Source organism: Kangiella sp., assembly GCF_014762745.1.
In the GTDB taxonomy this organism is placed as follows: domain Bacteria; phylum Pseudomonadota; class Gammaproteobacteria; order Enterobacterales; family Kangiellaceae; genus Kangiella.
In genome coordinates this window covers 1-16,405 of sequence record NZ_JABURJ010000015.1, presented here as the reverse complement: position 1 = coordinate 16,405, position 16,405 = coordinate 1, and the positions used below count along the sequence as shown (strand labels likewise).

16 protein-coding genes and 1 tRNA gene are annotated in these 16,405 nt (G+C 42.9%); 10 read left to right on the top strand and 7 right to left on the bottom strand.

From position 1 onward, the window contains the following. The 10 genes from HUJ19_RS00345 (at position 1) to HUJ19_RS00300 (ending at position 10,187) form a co-directional block, all read left to right on the top strand. Positions 1–1,107: an NAD-dependent epimerase/dehydratase family protein gene (locus tag HUJ19_RS00345; protein WP_290621586.1), complete on the top strand. Its 1,107-nt coding sequence runs from the start codon at positions 1–3 to the stop codon at positions 1,105–1,107. Then, positions 1,104–2,240, top strand: a complete 1,137-nt coding sequence (wecB, locus tag HUJ19_RS00340) for a non-hydrolyzing UDP-N-acetylglucosamine 2-epimerase (RefSeq protein ID WP_290621585.1) — start codon at positions 1,104–1,106, stop codon at positions 2,238–2,240. The genes HUJ19_RS00345 and wecB overlap by 4 nt, the downstream gene beginning before the upstream one ends. A gap of 1 nt (position 2,241) precedes the next feature. Beyond that, positions 2,242–3,444: a glycosyltransferase family 4 protein gene (locus HUJ19_RS00335; RefSeq protein WP_290621584.1), complete on the top strand. Its 1,203-nt coding sequence runs from the start codon at positions 2,242–2,244 to the stop codon at positions 3,442–3,444. A gap of 6 nt (positions 3,445–3,450) precedes the next feature. Then, positions 3,451–4,380, top strand: a complete 930-nt coding sequence (locus HUJ19_RS00330) for an NAD-dependent epimerase/dehydratase family protein (protein ID WP_290621583.1) — start codon at positions 3,451–3,453, stop codon at positions 4,378–4,380. Then, complete coding sequence (locus HUJ19_RS00325; RefSeq protein ID WP_290621582.1) at positions 4,374–4,925, top strand: sugar transferase; 552 nt, start codon at positions 4,374–4,376, stop codon at positions 4,923–4,925. Before HUJ19_RS00330 ends, HUJ19_RS00325 begins: the two co-directional genes overlap by 7 nt. Positions 4,926–4,999: 74 nt before the next feature. Then, positions 5,000–6,943, top strand: a complete 1,944-nt coding sequence (locus tag HUJ19_RS00320; RefSeq protein WP_290621581.1) for a nucleoside-diphosphate sugar epimerase/dehydratase — start codon at positions 5,000–5,002, stop codon at positions 6,941–6,943. Between the two features lie 179 nt (positions 6,944–7,122). Continuing rightward, positions 7,123–8,028 (top strand): sulfate adenylyltransferase subunit CysD, encoded by a 906-nt coding sequence (gene cysD, locus HUJ19_RS00315; RefSeq protein WP_290621580.1) that lies wholly within the window; start codon positions 7,123–7,125, stop codon positions 8,026–8,028. After that, positions 8,028–9,446 carry a sulfate adenylyltransferase subunit CysN gene (cysN, locus tag HUJ19_RS00310; protein WP_290621579.1) on the top strand — a complete coding sequence of 473 codons (1,419 nt, stop codon included), beginning with the start codon at positions 8,028–8,030 and terminating at the stop codon, positions 9,444–9,446. Before cysD ends, cysN begins: the two co-directional genes overlap by 1 nt. 15 nt (positions 9,447–9,461) lie before the next feature. Then, a complete protein-coding gene (gene cysC / locus HUJ19_RS00305; protein ID WP_290621578.1) occupies positions 9,462–10,058 on the top strand; it encodes an adenylyl-sulfate kinase in 597 nt (198 codons plus the stop codon). A 52-nt stretch (positions 10,059–10,110) separates the two neighbouring features. After that, a tRNA-Val gene (locus tag HUJ19_RS00300) sits at positions 10,111–10,187 on the top strand. A 355-nt stretch (positions 10,188–10,542) separates the two neighbouring features. Here HUJ19_RS00300 and nth read toward each other — a convergent pair. From nth to rsxA, 7 genes are read right to left on the bottom strand one after another with little or no spacing between them, the layout of a single operon-like run. Further along, positions 10,543–11,178, bottom strand: a complete 636-nt coding sequence (gene nth, locus HUJ19_RS00295; RefSeq protein ID WP_290621577.1) for an endonuclease III — start codon at positions 11,176–11,178, stop codon at positions 10,543–10,545. After that, complete coding sequence (locus HUJ19_RS00290) at positions 11,171–11,872, bottom strand: electron transport complex subunit E (protein ID WP_290621576.1); 702 nt, start codon at positions 11,870–11,872, stop codon at positions 11,171–11,173. The genes nth and HUJ19_RS00290 overlap by 8 nt, the downstream gene beginning before the upstream one ends. Further along, positions 11,865–12,506: an electron transport complex subunit RsxG gene (gene rsxG, locus HUJ19_RS00285; RefSeq protein ID WP_290621575.1), complete on the bottom strand. Its 642-nt coding sequence runs from the start codon at positions 12,504–12,506 to the stop codon at positions 11,865–11,867. The genes HUJ19_RS00290 and rsxG overlap by 8 nt, the downstream gene beginning before the upstream one ends. Continuing rightward, on the bottom strand, positions 12,496–13,572 hold the full coding sequence (gene rsxD / locus HUJ19_RS00280) for an electron transport complex subunit RsxD (protein WP_290621574.1): 1,077 nt from the start codon (positions 13,570–13,572) through the stop codon (positions 12,496–12,498). The genes rsxG and rsxD overlap by 11 nt, the downstream gene beginning before the upstream one ends. Next, positions 13,569–15,185, bottom strand: coding sequence for an electron transport complex subunit RsxC (gene rsxC, locus HUJ19_RS00275; RefSeq protein ID WP_290621573.1), 1,617 nt, complete (start codon positions 15,183–15,185; stop codon positions 13,569–13,571). Before rsxC ends, rsxD begins: the two co-directional genes overlap by 4 nt. Further along, positions 15,185–15,772: an electron transport complex subunit RsxB gene (rsxB, locus tag HUJ19_RS00270; RefSeq protein ID WP_290621572.1), complete on the bottom strand. Its 588-nt coding sequence runs from the start codon at positions 15,770–15,772 to the stop codon at positions 15,185–15,187. The genes rsxC and rsxB overlap by 1 nt, the downstream gene beginning before the upstream one ends. A gap of 8 nt (positions 15,773–15,780) precedes the next feature. Beyond that, positions 15,781–16,362, bottom strand: a complete 582-nt coding sequence (gene rsxA, locus HUJ19_RS00265) for an electron transport complex subunit RsxA (RefSeq protein ID WP_018625604.1) — start codon at positions 16,360–16,362, stop codon at positions 15,781–15,783. Between the last annotated feature and the right edge of the window lie 43 nt (positions 16,363–16,405).

The window sequence follows — 16,405 nt, the reverse complement described above, 5'->3', positions numbered from 1 at the left end:
ATGAAAATTTTAGTTACGGGTGCACAGGGATTTATTGCAAAAAACTTGATTGTACGTTTAGCAGAGCATGGCTATACCGATATCGTTCGCTTTGATAGGAGCCATTCCATAAACGACCTACAAAGTATTTTATCTGATGTTGCATTTGTTTTTCACCTTGCAGGTGTAAATCGACCTAAAGATGACAAGGAGTTTTTACAGGGCAATACTGACCTCACCGCGCACTTAGTAGACGCTCTTAAGAAAACACAACGACGAATTCCGCTGGTGTTTACATCTTCTATTCAAGCAGAACGAGACAATGCTTATGGTCGTAGCAAGCTGGAAGCTGAAAAATTGGTGTTAGGTTACATGCAAGATACTGATGCTCCAGCATACGTGTACCGATTACCAAACGTATTTGGTAAGTGGTGTAAGCCTAACTACAACTCGGCTGTAGCAACCTTTTGCCATAACATCGTCAAGGGCTTACCTATCACTGTCCATGATAAAAACGCTGCGTTATCATTAGTCTATATTGATGATGTTTGCGATGCCATTATAAGCTTGCTGGGTGATAAAGAGAACGGTGGTTATAAGAATGTTACCCCTGTTTACCAGACTACAGTTGGTGGTGTAGTAGAAACGCTACAGAAATTTAAACAAAGCAGAGATAATCTCGTTATTGAAGATGTTGGTGTGGGTTTAACTAGGGCGTTGTACTCGACTTATCTAAGTTATTTCTCACCTGAGCAGTTCTCTTATCTTATACCTGGTTATACAGATCCACGTGGTACCTTTGTGGAAATGCTTAAAACCCCAAATACAGGTCAGTTTTCATTTTTTACTGCACACCCGGGAGTAACACGCGGTGGTCATTATCATCATAGTAAAAACGAGAAATTCTTAGTTATAAAAGGTAAAGCTAGTTATCGTTTTAAACACATTATCACGGATGAGTTTTTTGAGCTCACAACTGACTCAACCGAACATCGCATTATTGAGACTATTCCAGGTTGGAGCCATGATATTACTAACGTGGGAGACGAAGTGTTAATAGTTATGTTGTGGGCGAATGAAATCTTTGATCGAAATAACCCAGATACTATAGCGAGTCCTTTAGTATGAGTAGTAAAAAGTTAAAAGTAATGACGGTAGTAGGCACTAGACCTGAGATTATCAGACTATCGCGTGTGATCGCTGCGCTGGATAGCCACTGCGAACATATTATTGTTCATACTGGTCAGAACTACGATTTTGAATTAAATCAGGTTTTTTTTGACGATTTAGGCGTGCGTAAACCAGATTATTTTTTAAATGCAGCTGGTAGCACTGGTGCTGAAACCATTGGCAATGTCATTATTGCGGTTGATAAAGTTCTGGCAGATGTTAATCCAGACGCTATGTTGGTACTGGGTGATACAAATAGCTGTATGGGGGTTATTCCTGCAAAGCGGCGTAAAATTCCGACTTTTCATATGGAAGCCGGTAATCGTTGTTTTGATATGCGTGTGCCGGAAGAGATAAACCGTCGTATTGTCGACCACACTGCCGATGTAAATTTAACCTATAGCACGATAGCTCGTGATTATTTACTATCAGAAGGAATACCTGCCGATAGAGTAATTAAAACAGGTAGTCCAATGTTTGAGGTACTGAACTACTATATGCGACAGATTGATGCATCAGACGTTTTGGACCGCCTTGAATTACAAAGTGGAAAGTTTTATGTGGTTAGTGCACATAGAGAAGAAAATGTAGATTCACCAAAGAACATGCATAAGCTTGCCGTAGTTCTAAATGAGCTAGCTGATAAATATCAACTACCTGTAATCGTATCTACGCATCCTCGTACACGAAAACGAATTGAAGAACAAGGACTAAGTTTTCATCCACTTGTCCAGTTATTAAAGCCTCTAGGTTTTCACGATTACAACAAGCTTCAAAAATCAGCTAAAGCAGTATTGTCAGATAGCGGTACAATTAGTGAAGAGTCTTCTATTATGAATTTCCCAGCGTTGAACATCCGGGAGGCGCATGAACGGCCAGAGGCTTTTGAGGAGGCCTCTGTCATGATGGTGGGGTTAGAAGTGGAGAGAGTATTGCAGGCTCTTGAGGTCTTAGAAAGCCAGCCATGTGGTGAAGTTCGTTTGTTAAGACCTGTCTATGACTATAGTATGCCAAATGTGTCAGATAAAGTTGTCAGAATTCTACACAGTTATCGTGATTATATAATGCGTGTTGTTTGGAAACAGTATTAAAGTGTCCGTCGCTAAACAAAAGGTGTTTATTGTTACCGAATATATTGGTCTTAACCATAATTCAACCGCTTATTATTGGGCAAAAATAGCACAGTACTTCGATTCAACATTTGATTTACAAGTAATTTGCCCAAAAAACTCTTACACTGAAGTTTTTTTTGAAGAAACTGGTATCAAGGTCGCTTATGTTAAAGGTAATAAATTCAACAAAAATAGGTTGCTAACTAGAGTAATGGGTCAACTTAACTACAGTTGGTCGCTAAATAGAACAGTTGTTTCTTTAGTAACGAAAGATGATCTAGTCTTTAGTGGGACGAACCCCATTATTGGGGCTTTATTTATGGCTTTGTTGAAGAAGTATAAAGGGTTTAAGTGGTTAGTACTATGCCATGATATTTTCCCTAACAATCTTATTCCTTCGGGCGTAATGCGACCTAATCTCCTGTATGAATTTTTGAAGAAAATTTTTAAAGTGGTTTATACAAAACCCGATGCTATTGCTCCAATAGGTAGGGATATGGCAAAAATATTAGTGGATATAGGAGTGGCCGAAGACAGAGTGCATGTTATCCCAAACTGGGCTGATCATGAAAAAATAGAGGTTTGTTCAAAAGTGAATAACCCAATCATAAAAGACCTCGGTTGGGAGAACGACGTAGTATTTTGTTACTTTGGAAATATAGGTCGACTGCAGGGTGTGCCTATGTTACTAGAAGCGATAAGAAAAGTTAAATCGAAGAATGCGCGGTTTTTATTTATTGGTGGCGGAGCTGAACAGGATTTAGTCGGAAAGTTTGTTTCAGACTCGGATAACTATAATACATACTATTATGGTGAATTATCTTTGCAAGATAACGACTTGGGGCTGGGCTCTGGAGATGTTGCCCTTGTTACCTTGAATAAAGGAATGTTCGGACTCGGCGTCCCTAGCAAGGCATACTTTTCAATGGCCGCCGACAAACCTATTTTGTTGGTTGCGGATGAGGGCTCAGAGCTCGAATTACTGCTTAGAGATTATAATTTAGGCTGGTTTTGCAAAAGTGGTTCTGCATCGCTTTTGGCAACTAAAATTGATGAGATTTGTGAGCAATTTAGCAGAACTAAAGTACTCTACTCTCCAAGAGCAACCCTGATTGAGAATTTTTCTGAAAAAAATTCACTCGGACAGTATTTGAAGTTAGCAGAAAAAATGTTTAAAAGTTGAGAGAGAATGTCAAATAGGTCTTCAGAAAATTTATTAATATCAGGTGCAAGTGGTTTTATAGGCCGACATCTTGTGAGATCTTTAGTCAATCATGGTTCTTCTTGTATTCGATTAACAAGAGATAAAGCGGCTTCTGTTGAAAATTCAATTTATATTAATGAGATAAAAGATAATAACATTGATGTTGTAGTGCATCTTGCAGCTAGGGCCCATGTGTTAAATGGTGGGAAACATGAACCTTTGTCAGATTTAATAAAAGCAAACTCTGATTTTACTGTTTCAGTTGCATATGAAGCTGCAGCTGCAGGAGCAAGAAGATTTATTTTTTTGAGTACGGTTGGGGTTAATGGTGTCTGTAATAAATCTCCGTTCACATATCTAGATAAGCCCTCTCCTGTGGAGCCTTATGCTTTTTCAAAGTTTGAAGCTGAAAGAAGGTTAAAGGCAATTGCAAAAGAAACTGGTATGGAAGTAGTTATTATCCGACCTCCGCTTGTTTATGGGCCAAATGCTCCTGGAAACTTTGGAAAGCTGATAAAGCTTGCTAAGAAAAATCTACCGTTACCATTTGGTGCAATTGATAATAAACGCAGTCTAGTTGCGATTGATAATTTAATTGACTTAATAGTTACCTGCATTGAGCACCCCAATGCAGCAAACCAAACTTTTTTAGTCAGCGACGGTCATGATGTTTCGACTACCGACTTACTTAAAATGTTAACACGTGCAGCAGGACATAAGCCCAGACTGTTGCCGGTGTCAGTAAGCTGGTTGAGGTTTGCTGCAAAGCTAATTGGGAAACAAGCAGTCATAGATAGGTTGTGTGGAAACTTAGAGGTAGACATAACGCATACCAAAGAAACGCTTAACTGGAGGCCTCCTATAAGCCTTGATGAGGGAATTAAGCGCTGCTTTATTGAAGAGGAATTATGTTGATTCGTTTTATAGATGTTATTTTTGCCTTGTGCGGTTTAGTACTCGGATTGCCAGTGTTGATTATTATTACTGTTATTGGTTTTTTTGATACTGGTTCACCAATTTTTCGACAGGTACGGGTGGGGTATAATAAAAAGCTATTTACACTTGTTAAGTTTAGAACTATGAAAGTCGATACAATAAGCGTAGCCAGCCATTTAGCAAGTGCTAGCTCGATCACTCCATTTGGTCGTTTTTTGCGTAGCACAAAATTGGATGAGTTACCTCAGCTTTGGAATGTATTAAAAGGGGAAATGAGTCTTGTTGGGCCAAGACCTGGGTTGTTTAATCAGCAGGAATTGACGGAGGCCAGAGACAGGTATAATGTTTATAAAGCTCGACCAGGCATTACCGGCTTAGCACAGGTGAAAGAGATCGATATGTCTACCCCCGAATTACTGGCCAAAACAGATGCAGAAATGATACAAAATCTAACTTTGGCTAATTATTTTAAGTTTATTTTTATGACTGTAGTGGGCAAAGGCTCTGGTGATAGAGTTAAATAAAAGTATAGGATATTTTATCGTTATTCCGATGGTCTTTTTATTGGTGATATTCTGACTACAATAGGAGATAGAAAATGGAAGGTATATTAGAAAAATTACTCTCAGCACCAAGGCCAGTAAAGAGAATAATTACTTATGTGGTTGATTTTGGCATCCACATTTTTTCCTATTTTTTAGCACTGTATTTGACATTCAGAAGCTTTAATATTAGCACTATAGATAACAATTTTTACATTCACTCAACAATTACGATTTTTATATCGATTACATTCTTGGCTACATTAGGGTTTTATAGGGCTGTAAATCGATATATTAGTTTGAAGATTTTAATTGCAGTATCTCTTGCATCAAGTTTATCCGGTGGGAGTTATTATCTGCTCGGCTCGTTCTTAGATGTTGACTATGTTGTTGTTTCATCGGCAGTGCTTTATGGTACAGTTTTATGCATTCTACTAGGAGCTTCCAGGCTTTTAGTAAGATCATATTTTAGCACAAGGTACAATACGCAAAAGAAACGTGTCGTAATATATGGAGCGGGGTCAGCCGGGAGACAGTTAGCCACTAGTTTATTTAATGGTACAGAATATTATCCCGTTGCTTTTGTTGATGATGATAAATCTATTGATGGGGTTGTAATTCAAGGGCTTAAGGTTTATAGCTCATATGCGCTTAATAATTTGGTTCAAAACTATGATGTTGAAAAAGTTTTGTTAGCATTGCCTAGTATTTCGCGTGCTCAACGGAAGATTATCATTGGTAGAGTAGAAGAAGCAGGTGTTGCAGTTCAAACAATTCCCGGTATGGCAGATATTGTTGCAGGGAAAATGAAAATTGACGAATTTCAAGATGTTGAAATTGAAGACCTCTTAGGAAGGGATCCTGTTCCTCCAGTTAAAAAGCTATTTAAAAAGAATATTTCTAATAAGGTCATTCTGGTAACTGGTGCTGGCGGCTCTATTGGTTCTGAATTATGCAGACAAATTGTAATGCTTAAACCCAAGGCATTAATTCTATTTGATGTATCAGAGTTTGCACTCTATCAAATTGATAAAGAGCTAAATGAGACGATTGTAAGTGGAAAGTTGAATGTAGTAATCAAGCCAATTCTTGGCACTGTATTAGACAAAAATAAAGTTAGTAAAGTTATAAGGCATTTTAGGGTTCAAACCGTCTATCATGCTGCCGCCTATAAGCACGTGCCTATGGTTGAGCATAATGTCATTGAAGGTATTAAGAATAATATTTTTGGTACTCTTAATGTTGCTTGCTCGGCAGAGGAGGCTGATGTTGAAAGTTTTGTTCTGATATCGACCGATAAAGCAGTCAGACCAACAAATGTTATGGGGGCAACTAAACGTTTTGCAGAGTTGGTTTGCCAAGCTATTGCAACCAAAAGCTGTGAGACATGCTTTAGCATGGTTAGATTTGGTAATGTTTTGGGCTCTTCTGGTTCAGTGATCCCTGCATTTAAAAAGCAGATAAAAAATGGTGGTCCAGTTACTGTTACTCATCCCGATATTATTCGATATTTCATGACAATACCCGAAGCCGCTCAACTTGTTATTCAAGCTGGTGCGATGGCAAAAGGCGGTGATGTTTTTGTATTGGATATGGGTGATCCTGTAAAAATTGTTGAACTGGCAAAAAAGCTAATTCTGCTAATGGGTTTAGAAGTCAAAAGTGAAACTAATCCTGATGGTGATATTGAGATCGTATACTCAGGGTTAAGACCGGGTGAAAAATTATATGAGGAGTTATTAATAGGTAATAACGTTCAAGGTACGGTTCATCCAAGGATCATGACAGCTAGCGAAAAGTATCTCTTATGGGATGAAATGTCATCTATTATCAGTAAACTTGAGACCTGCTGTATGAAAGGTGATATTCAAGGAATAAGAGATATACTTTTAGAGGCACCAGCTGATTATAACCCTAGTTCTGAGATTGAGGATTTTTTATGGGAGAATCCAACAGAACCCCTTTTAGCAGATTCAAAAGTTGTAAAACTAAAGCAGTAAGCATATGCCTTTATTAGAGTCTTACACATACAAGATTGATTTTTCATATCCAGCCATTAAGTAGGTATCACTTCTAGTTATTTAATTGACACAAACCACTCCATTATAATTTAATGTTTGTTGACACCCCTCTATAGGGGTGTTTTAGTATCTATTCCAGATAGGGCTAAGCATTCATTATGACCATTTCGTTATCTCACCTCCGTCAACTCGAATATGAGTCAATCCACATTATGCGAGAAGTTGTTGCCGAGTTTGATAAACCGGTAATGCTTTATTCTGTGGGTAAAGATTCATCAGTTCTTCTTCATCTGGCGCGTAAAGCTTTTGCGCCGGGTAAAATTCCATTCCCATTATTGCATGTTGATACCACTTGGAAATTTCGTGAAATGATTGAGTTTCGCGATCGCATGGCTAAGGAATATGACTTTGAGCTGCTGGTTCATCAAAACCCAGAAGGTCTGGCGATGAACGTAGGGCCTTTCACTCATGGCAGTGCGACTCATACGGATATCATGAAGACCCAAGCCTTAAAGCAGGCTCTTGACCACTATCAGTTTGATGCCGCATTTGGTGGAGCACGTCGTGATGAAGAGAAGTCTCGTGCCAAAGAGCGCGTCTATTCATTCCGTGACAAAAAGCACCGCTGGGATCCTAAAAATCAAAGACCTGAACTTTGGAATATCTATAACGGTAAAGTGCATAAAGGCGAAAGCATTCGAGTCTTCCCTTTATCTAATTGGACAGAGCTGGATATTTGGCAATATATCTATTTGGAGAATATCCAAATTCCTGATTTATATTTCTCCAAGGAGCGCCCTGTAGTTGAGCGTGATGGTACATTGATTATGGTCGATGATGACCGCATGCCATTGGAAGAGGGCGAAAAGCCCATAATGAAAAAAGTACGCTTCCGCACTTTAGGCTGTTACCCATTAACTGGTGCGGTTGAATCAGAAGCCGATACTCTGCCAGCGATTATTCAGGAAATGTTACTATCTAAAACCTCAGAGCGTCAGGGGCGTGTTATTGATCGTGACAGCTCAGGCTCGATGGAAAAGAAAAAAATTGAGGGGTACTTCTAATGTCACACGCATCACCTTTGATTCAAGAAGATATCCTAAGCTACCTTGAGCAGCACGAAAATAAAGAGCTACTGCGCTTTATCACATGCGGTAGCGTTGACGATGGAAAGAGTACTTTAATTGGTCGTTTGTTGCATGACAGCAAAATGATCTTTGAAGATCAGTTAGCGGCCATTACCGAAGATAGTAAGAAGTCAGGAACCACCGGCGATAAAGTTGACTTGGCATTATTGGTTGACGGTTTGCAGTCGGAGCGGGAGCAGGGCATTACTATCGATGTTGCCTATCGTTATTTCTCAACCGATAAGCGCAAGTTCATTATTGCAGATACTCCTGGACACGAGCAGTACACGCGCAACATGGCGACCGGAGCTTCGACTTCGGACTTGGCCATTATTCTGATTGATGCGCGTTATGGCGTTCAAACTCAAACACGACGCCACAGCTTTATCTGTTCCTTGCTAGGCATCAAGCATGTCATCGTTGCAGTGAATAAAATGGACTTGGTAGATTATTCACAAGATGTCTATAAATCCATTCAGGCCGATTATTTAAAATTAGCTGGAACTCTGGATATTCCTGATATTCGCTTTGTGCCTATTTCGGCATTGGATGGCGATAACGTGGTGAATCCAAGCGAGAACATGAAATGGTTCCGCGGCTCACCATTGATGCATTATCTTGAAATCACCGAGATTGCTCACGATATTAATACCGAAGATTTCCGCTTCCCTGTTCAATACGTCAACCGACCTAACCTGGATTTCAGAGGTTATGCGGGAACTATTGCATCGGGCTCCATTAAAGTCGGAGACACTATTCGTGCTTTGCCTTCCGGCAAGTTATCAACGGTGAAATCAATCGTTACTTTCGAAGGCGAGATTGAGGAAGCTTCTGCGCCAATGGCTGTCACTATAACGCTGAATGATGAAATTGATATCAGCCGTGGTGACATGATCGTTAAGAAAGACAACCTACCACACGTGTCGTCTCGGATGCGTGCCAAGGTTGTCTGGATGCACGAGCAGCCATTAACCGAGCACAAAGAATACTATATTAAGTTCAACAGTAAGCTGACCACTGGTGAGTTTGACAAGATTCATCACCGCATAGATGTGAATACAATGGTTGAGCATCCAGCTGGTCAACTGGAGCTTAATGAAATTGGTCTGGTTGATATATATATGAATGAACCAGTTATATACGATAGTTACAAATTTATTGATAAAACTGGGGCTTTTATAATTATTGATAAGCTCACTAATAATACTGTTGGTGCTGGAATGGTTGAGCAACCTCTTGTTGAAAGTGTCGAGGGGCTAGGTAAGAATAAAGTAAGTAGTATTGAAAAGATGCTTAACAAGATGATAAGAAAGCTTTACCCTCATTGGAACGTTAAGGATATTTCGAAACAATAAGTGATAGAGATTTATATGAACTCGAATATCGTTTGGCACCATCACAATGTGACTCATGAAGACCGCTGCAAGCAGAAAAATCAAAAACCTTGTGTACTTTGGTTTACTGGTTTATCTGGTTCAGGTAAGTCGACAGTGGCCAATGCTGTTGAGTCTCTTTTATTCGAAAATGGTAACCACTCTTACCTGTTAGATGGGGATAATGTTCGTCATGGGCTTAATAAAGACTTGTTATTCAGTGAAGAGGATCGTGTTGAGAATATTCGCCGCATTGGTGAAGTAACCAAGCTTTTTACTGACTCTGGCTTAATCGTATTATCCGCTTTTATTTCCCCTTTTAACGCTGACCGACAACAAGTCCGTGATCTACATGAGTCCGGAAAATTTATTGAGGTGTTTGTCGATACGCCTTTAGAAGTCTGTGAAAAAAGAGATCCCAAAGGGCTGTATAAAAAAGCACGAGCTGGGGACATCAAGAACTTTACGGGACTGGATTCGCCCTACGAAGCACCTCAAACCCCAGAAATTCACCTCAAGACAGACGAACATTCAATTGATGAGCTTGCACATCAGGTTCTTCAGCATTTAAGAGATAACGGCTTCATATCCTAAAATAATTGCTTGAACCGCAAAAAGAATATGGTAGAATTCCCGCTCTCAAAATAGTCGCGTAGCTCAGTTGGTTAGAGCACCACCTTGACATGGTGGGGGTCGGTGGTTCGAGTCCACTCGCGACTACCAAATATAAAAAAACCGTGCTTGTCACGGTTTTTTTGTATTTGAAAGACTTGGACAAGAACCACCGAAGGTGGTTTGACAAAATTGCCGGGAGCAATTTTGAACAGACTTCAGTCTGGCCCGAAGGGCGAGGGCAGGATAGCCCGAGTAGTCCACTCGCGACTACCAAATTCAAAAGAATGCCGCTTGATGCGGCATTTTTTGTGCTTGTAATAAATTCATGTGGCTTTGTAGGGTTGTGGCTGTAGGGACAACTCATGAGTTGTCCGTACGTGAGGTTGAGTGAGTTGTCCGTACAGGGGGGGAAAAGTAACGAGGTTACCGTGTCGCTAAGCTCCTCTTAATGACTAGTTAGATATTAGTCACTAGTTTTATCCTTAAACTCACACAAGTCTTCGATGATGCAGCTACCGCAGCGGGGGTTTCTGGCGAGACAGGTATAGCGTCCATGTAGGATTAGCCAGTGGTGGGCGTCGAGCAGGAACTCCTTGGGGACGAATTTGAGGAGCTTTTCTTCGACCTGGCGGACATTTTTACCGGGGGCGATTTTGGTACGGTTGGATACTCGGAATATGTGGGTATCTACGGCCATGGCGGGTTGTCTGAAAGCTGTGTTGAGCACTACGTTGGCGGTTTTGCGGCCTACGCCTGCCAGTGCTTCAAGATCTTTGCGGTTGTCTGGTACTACTGAGTTGTGTTTTTCAATGAGGTCTTTGCAGCAGGAGATGACGTTTTTTGCTTTGCTATTAAACAGGCCGATAGTTTTAATGTATTCCTTGAGACCTTCTTCACCGAGTGCGTAAATAGCTTCAGGGGTATTGGCGACCGGGAACAGCTTGCGGGTGGCTTTGTTTACGCCAACATCAGTTGCCTGGGCAGAGAGTATTACTGCAATTAACAGTTCAAAGGTTGAGTTATATTCCAGTTCGGTGGTTGGATTGGGGTTATTGTCTCGCAGTCGCTCGAATATTTCCTGGCGCTTTGCTTTATTCATGACTCAAAGCTTCTCCACTGTGTATGGGTGAGGTTTTTCTGGCTTTTGCCTGTTCGGCGCGTTTGTTATCAATGCCGTTTTTGATGGCGATTAAAATTCCGAGCCCGACAAATGCACCTGGCGGCAAGATGGCGAACAAGAATGTTGAGTCAGTCAGGTAAAACGAAATCGTTAAATCACTGGCCCATTCGCCAAACAATTGTTCGGCACCTGAGAAGAGGGTGCCCTGACCAATCATTTCGCGTAGCGCGCCCAGGGTACACAATACAGCAGTAAAGCCTAAGCCTTGCATGACGCCATCAAGCAGTGATGGGAAAAATTTATTTTTAGATGCGAAGGCTTCAGCGCGTCCAATGATGGCGCAGTTGGTGACGATCAGCGGAATGAAGATGCCGAGTGTCAAATACAGATCGTAAGTAAAGGCATTCATGATAAGCCCAACATTGGTCACAAAGCTAGCAATCATCATCACGAAAATCGGAATTCGAATTTCTTTGGGAATATAATTACGAACTAGTGACACTGAGCCGTTCGAGCCAGCCAATACCCAGGTGGTGGCAAGACCTAGCGCAAGACCGTTAATGAAGGTATTGCTGACGGCCAGTAATGGGCACAGGCCAAGTAATTGAACCAGTGCTGGGTTATTGTCCCAAAGACCATTTTTAATGATGGTTTTGTGTTCGGAATTAATCATTCGTTCCTCCACAGTTTTGCGGCCCTTCGAACAGCTGTTGCCTGTTGTTTTCGAAGAAGACCAATGTTTTTGCCACTTGCTGGATAACGGCTCGCGGGGTAATAGTTGCGCCGGTAAAAGCGTCAAACTGGCCGCCGTCTTTGCTAACTGCCCATTCTTCTATCTCTGGGTTGCTCAATGACTTTCCTGCAAAGTTTAATATCCAGTCACTTTTCTTGGCGTCAACTTTATCGCCGAGTCCTGGTGTTTCTTTGTGATCGGTCACGCGGACTCCAGCGATTGTTCCATCCTCATAAATGCCGACTACCATGGCGATTTTGCCACTGTAGCCATTGGGTGCCACTGATTCCATGACCACTGCAACTGGCTCTCCATCCTGACGCATACGATAAGCCTTCAAAGGTCTATCCGAACCAAGTTCGCTGGCATCGGCTATCAGAGTACAGTCATGATAAACGTCATTGTTGTATTCCTCTTGTGCCACCAGCTGGTTCAAGGTGCGTGCCAGAGCAGCTTCCATCTCGCCAGCTATGGTATCGCGTGTAATGTAGTAAGTTACGGCAATAAGGCCTACGCACACTGCAGCAAAAATCGCCAGAATCAATCCGTTCCTACTGATCATTTTAGTGAGCATCAGAGTCTCCTTGCGAGCGTTTTGCCTTGTGCCCATAGACTTTGGGCTTGGTGTAGTAGTCGAGCATCGGCACTGTCATGTTCATAAGCAAGACAGCGAAAGCAATTGCATCGGGGTAGCCACCAAAGGTTCGGATGATGACAGTTATCACACCAATGCCCAGCCCAAATATCCAGCGACCTTTTGGAGTAGTAGAGGCGGTTACCGGGTCAGTGGCAATAAAGAAGGCTCCTAACATTGTTGCACCCGCAAACAGATGAAAGCTGGGTGACAGGTAATGATCGGAATCCATGGCAAACATGATGAATGACATCAGCATCATGCCTAGAAGTACACCAGCTGGAAGTTGCCAGCCGATAACTTTACGGAACATCAAAAATAACCCACCGGCTAGGAAGCCAATGTTAACCCACTGCCAGCCAGAGCCAGACAAACCGTTAATGACCGCATGCGACTCAATCTCCGCCAGACGATAGCCTTGAGCCAACTCGGTTTTTACGTGATCGAGAGGAGTAGCCATGGTAAATCCATCAACTCCCATGCGTGCGGCAGTGATTGGTTCGCCACTCATGCTGGTGCCAGTGAAAATGTAGGATATCGCATCCATTAAGCTGACCGGGTTCTGCGCCAGTTCTGCAGGCGGCAGCCATGAGGTCATTTCTAATGGGAAGGAAATCAGCAATAGAACATAACCCACCATTGCCGGGTTAAACAGATTATTACCCAGGCCCCCATAAACATGTTTGGCAAAAACGATGGCAAATGATACGCCCACAACTGTCATCCACCAGGGCAGAAGCGGTGGTAGCGCAAGAGCCAATAGCCAGGCGGTCACTAGAGCGCTACCATCAAAGAGTATGGGCAGAATGGGGCGCTGACGAACTTTTAAGATAAGTGCTTCGGTCACTAATGCCGTGATGCTGGCAATAATGAGATTGACGATAACGCCCATACCAAAGAAATAGACCAGCGCGAACAGGCCCGGCAAGGTTGCGCCAATCACCCATAACATCATCTCCGTGACAGAAGTTGGCTTCTTAGCAAATGGCGAGGAAATCAGGCTCATGCGTCAGAGTCCTTATTGTCGGTGGTGCTGTTGTCAGCTTTGTTGTCGGCACTTGCTGGCTCGTCGTCCTGCTGCGCTTTTTTCGCTTTGACTCGTGCCAGCGCTGCGGCAACTGCTGCTTTCTTGGCATCATCTTCGCCAGCCGCTTCGGCTGCTTTGCGTCTGGCTTCTGCCGCTTTGCGGTGTTTCTCAGCTTTCTCACGCTTCACACGCTCCAGTCGTTCCTGTCGTGCTTCATGGCGTAAGCGAGCCTTGTCTGCTTTGGTCTTTTCGACTTTCTGGTTGCGAATGGTCGATTTGGCGTAGCGATAATATTGCACCAATGGGATATCGCTAGGGCAAACATAAGCACAGGCGCCACACTCGATGCAATCAAATAAGTCGTACTCTTCCGCTTTTTCAAACTCATCAGCCTTGGCGTGCCAATAAAGTTGCTGCGGCAGTAATGAGGCAGGGCAGGCATCCATACAGGCACCACATCGTATGCAGGGCAGAGCCAGATGATCATGCTTTAATTCTTTAGGCGCAGCCATGATGATGCAGTTGGTGGCTTTGACAATACCAACGCTGGGATTCGGCAATTCAAAACCCATCATGGGGCCGCCCATCACCAGAACACCTGGGTTTTGGGCATCGCAGAAAGTCATCAGGTGCTCAACAGGAGCTCCAAAAGGAACTTTGTAATTGCCGGGCTTCTGGCATGCTTCACCGGTCAGGGTGACAACGCGAGATATCAATGGCATACCAAACTCGAAGGCTTCGTAAATAGCGAAACAGGTGCCGACATTGTGCATGACCAAACCTAAATCAGCGGGTAAGCCACCATGTGGAACTTCCTTGCCGGTTAAGAGTTGAATGAGTTGCTTTTCACCGCCGCTAGGGTACTTGGTTGGTACCACTGCAATTTTAACCGCATCCATTCCCAGCTCTTTGCGCGCAGCGACTAAGGCATCAATGGCATTAGGTTTGTTGTCTTCAATACCAATAATGATATTAAGGTCATCATAGAGCTGACTAATAATGTCCGCGCCTTTTAGAACTTCGACTGCATGTTCCTGCAGCAGGCGATCGTCACAGGTGATATAGGGTTCGCACTCAGCTGCATTAATGATAAGGGTGTGAATGCCTGATTCTTTTTTCAGTTTGATATGTGTCGGGAAGGAAGCGCCGCCAAGCCCTACGATGCCACTTTCACAAATATGTGCGAGAATTTCGTTGCGCTCTAAATCTATAACATTAGATTTTGGTTTTAAGTCGCACCACTGATCTTTGCCGTCGGTTTCAATCACCACGCATAAATCATCAAGGCCCGATGGATGGGCAATGGGCCGTTTTTCAATGGCAACCACAGTACCTGAACTCGGAGCATGCTGGAATGTGCTGAAAATACCATCGCTTTCGGCGATGACCTGGCCTTTTAAGACCTTATCACCAACGTTCACAACTGGCAGTGATCGGTTGCCAGCCTGACCTTTGAGATTAATGATCAGCTGTTTTGGTAGTGGAATATTTTGAATCGGGGTCTGATTCGATTCAAGTTTGTGTTCTTTCGGGTGAATGCCGCCGTGGAACTCAAAAATTGGAATTTCAGATTTGTAGTTGGAGCGTTCCATTATGAGCTCTCCTTACTAAAAATCTGCTTGATTGGAATCTGGTTTAACTCCATCTGTTCAGGCTGTTGCCATTTCCAGGTGGCAACTGTCTGCGGGATTTCGATCATATCAATGCAATCCACAGGGCAGGGTTCAACGCATAAATCACAGCCGGTGCATTCGTCGATAATAACGGTATGCATTAATTTCGGAGCGCCCAGAATGGCATCGACAGGGCAGGCCTGAATACATTTGGTGCAGCCAATACACTCGTCTTCGCGAATGTAGGCAACGCGTGGAGGTTTTTCTTCACCGCGTTCTTCATCGAGTGGAATCACTTCTCGACCCAGAAGGTCTGCGAGAGCTTTTACACCCGCTTCGCCACCTGGAGGGCACTTATTAATAGCATCGCCATTGGCAATGGCTTCTGCATAAGGCTTACAGCCCGGATAGCCGCATTGGCCACATTGAGTCTGTGGCAATATGTCATTGATCTGATCAACAATCGGATCGCCTTCAACTTTGAATTTCACCGAGGCGAAGCCAAGAATAGCGCCGAAAATCAGACCAAGCACAGCAAGAATAATAACTGCTACCAATAAATCCATGCGCTACCTTACAGCTTAACGAGGCCAGAAAAGCCCATAAAGGCGAGTGACATCAATCCCGCAGTGATCATTGCAATGGACGCGCCCTTGAAGGGGAGTGGCACATCCGCTGCTGCTAAACGTTCACGCATAGCGGCAAATAAGATTAGAACTAGTGAAAAGCCCACCGCAGCACCGAAACCATAAATTACCGACTGTACAAAGTTATGGGCTTCGTTAACGTTGAGTAGTGCGACACCGAGTACCGCGCAGTTAGTGGTGATTAAAGGCAGGAAAATACCCAACAGTCGATACAGAATAGGACTGGTCTTATGAATAATCATTTCCGTCAATTGCACCATTACAGCAATGACCAAAATAAAGGAAAGTGTTTGCAAGTACTCCATGCCAAGAGGGGCAAGGATAAAGGTATTAACGATATAGCTCAGCGCTGAAGCCAGCGTTAAAACAAAGGTGGTCGCCACCGACATACCAATGGCTGTTTCCAGTTTTCCGGAGACACCCATGAACGGACAAAGCCCGAGGAACTTCACCAGAACAAAATTATTGACCAAAACGGTACCGATAAAGAGTAGCAGATACTCGCCCATCAGCTGATAACACCTTGTTTTTGCGCAATTTTCGCGACGGAGT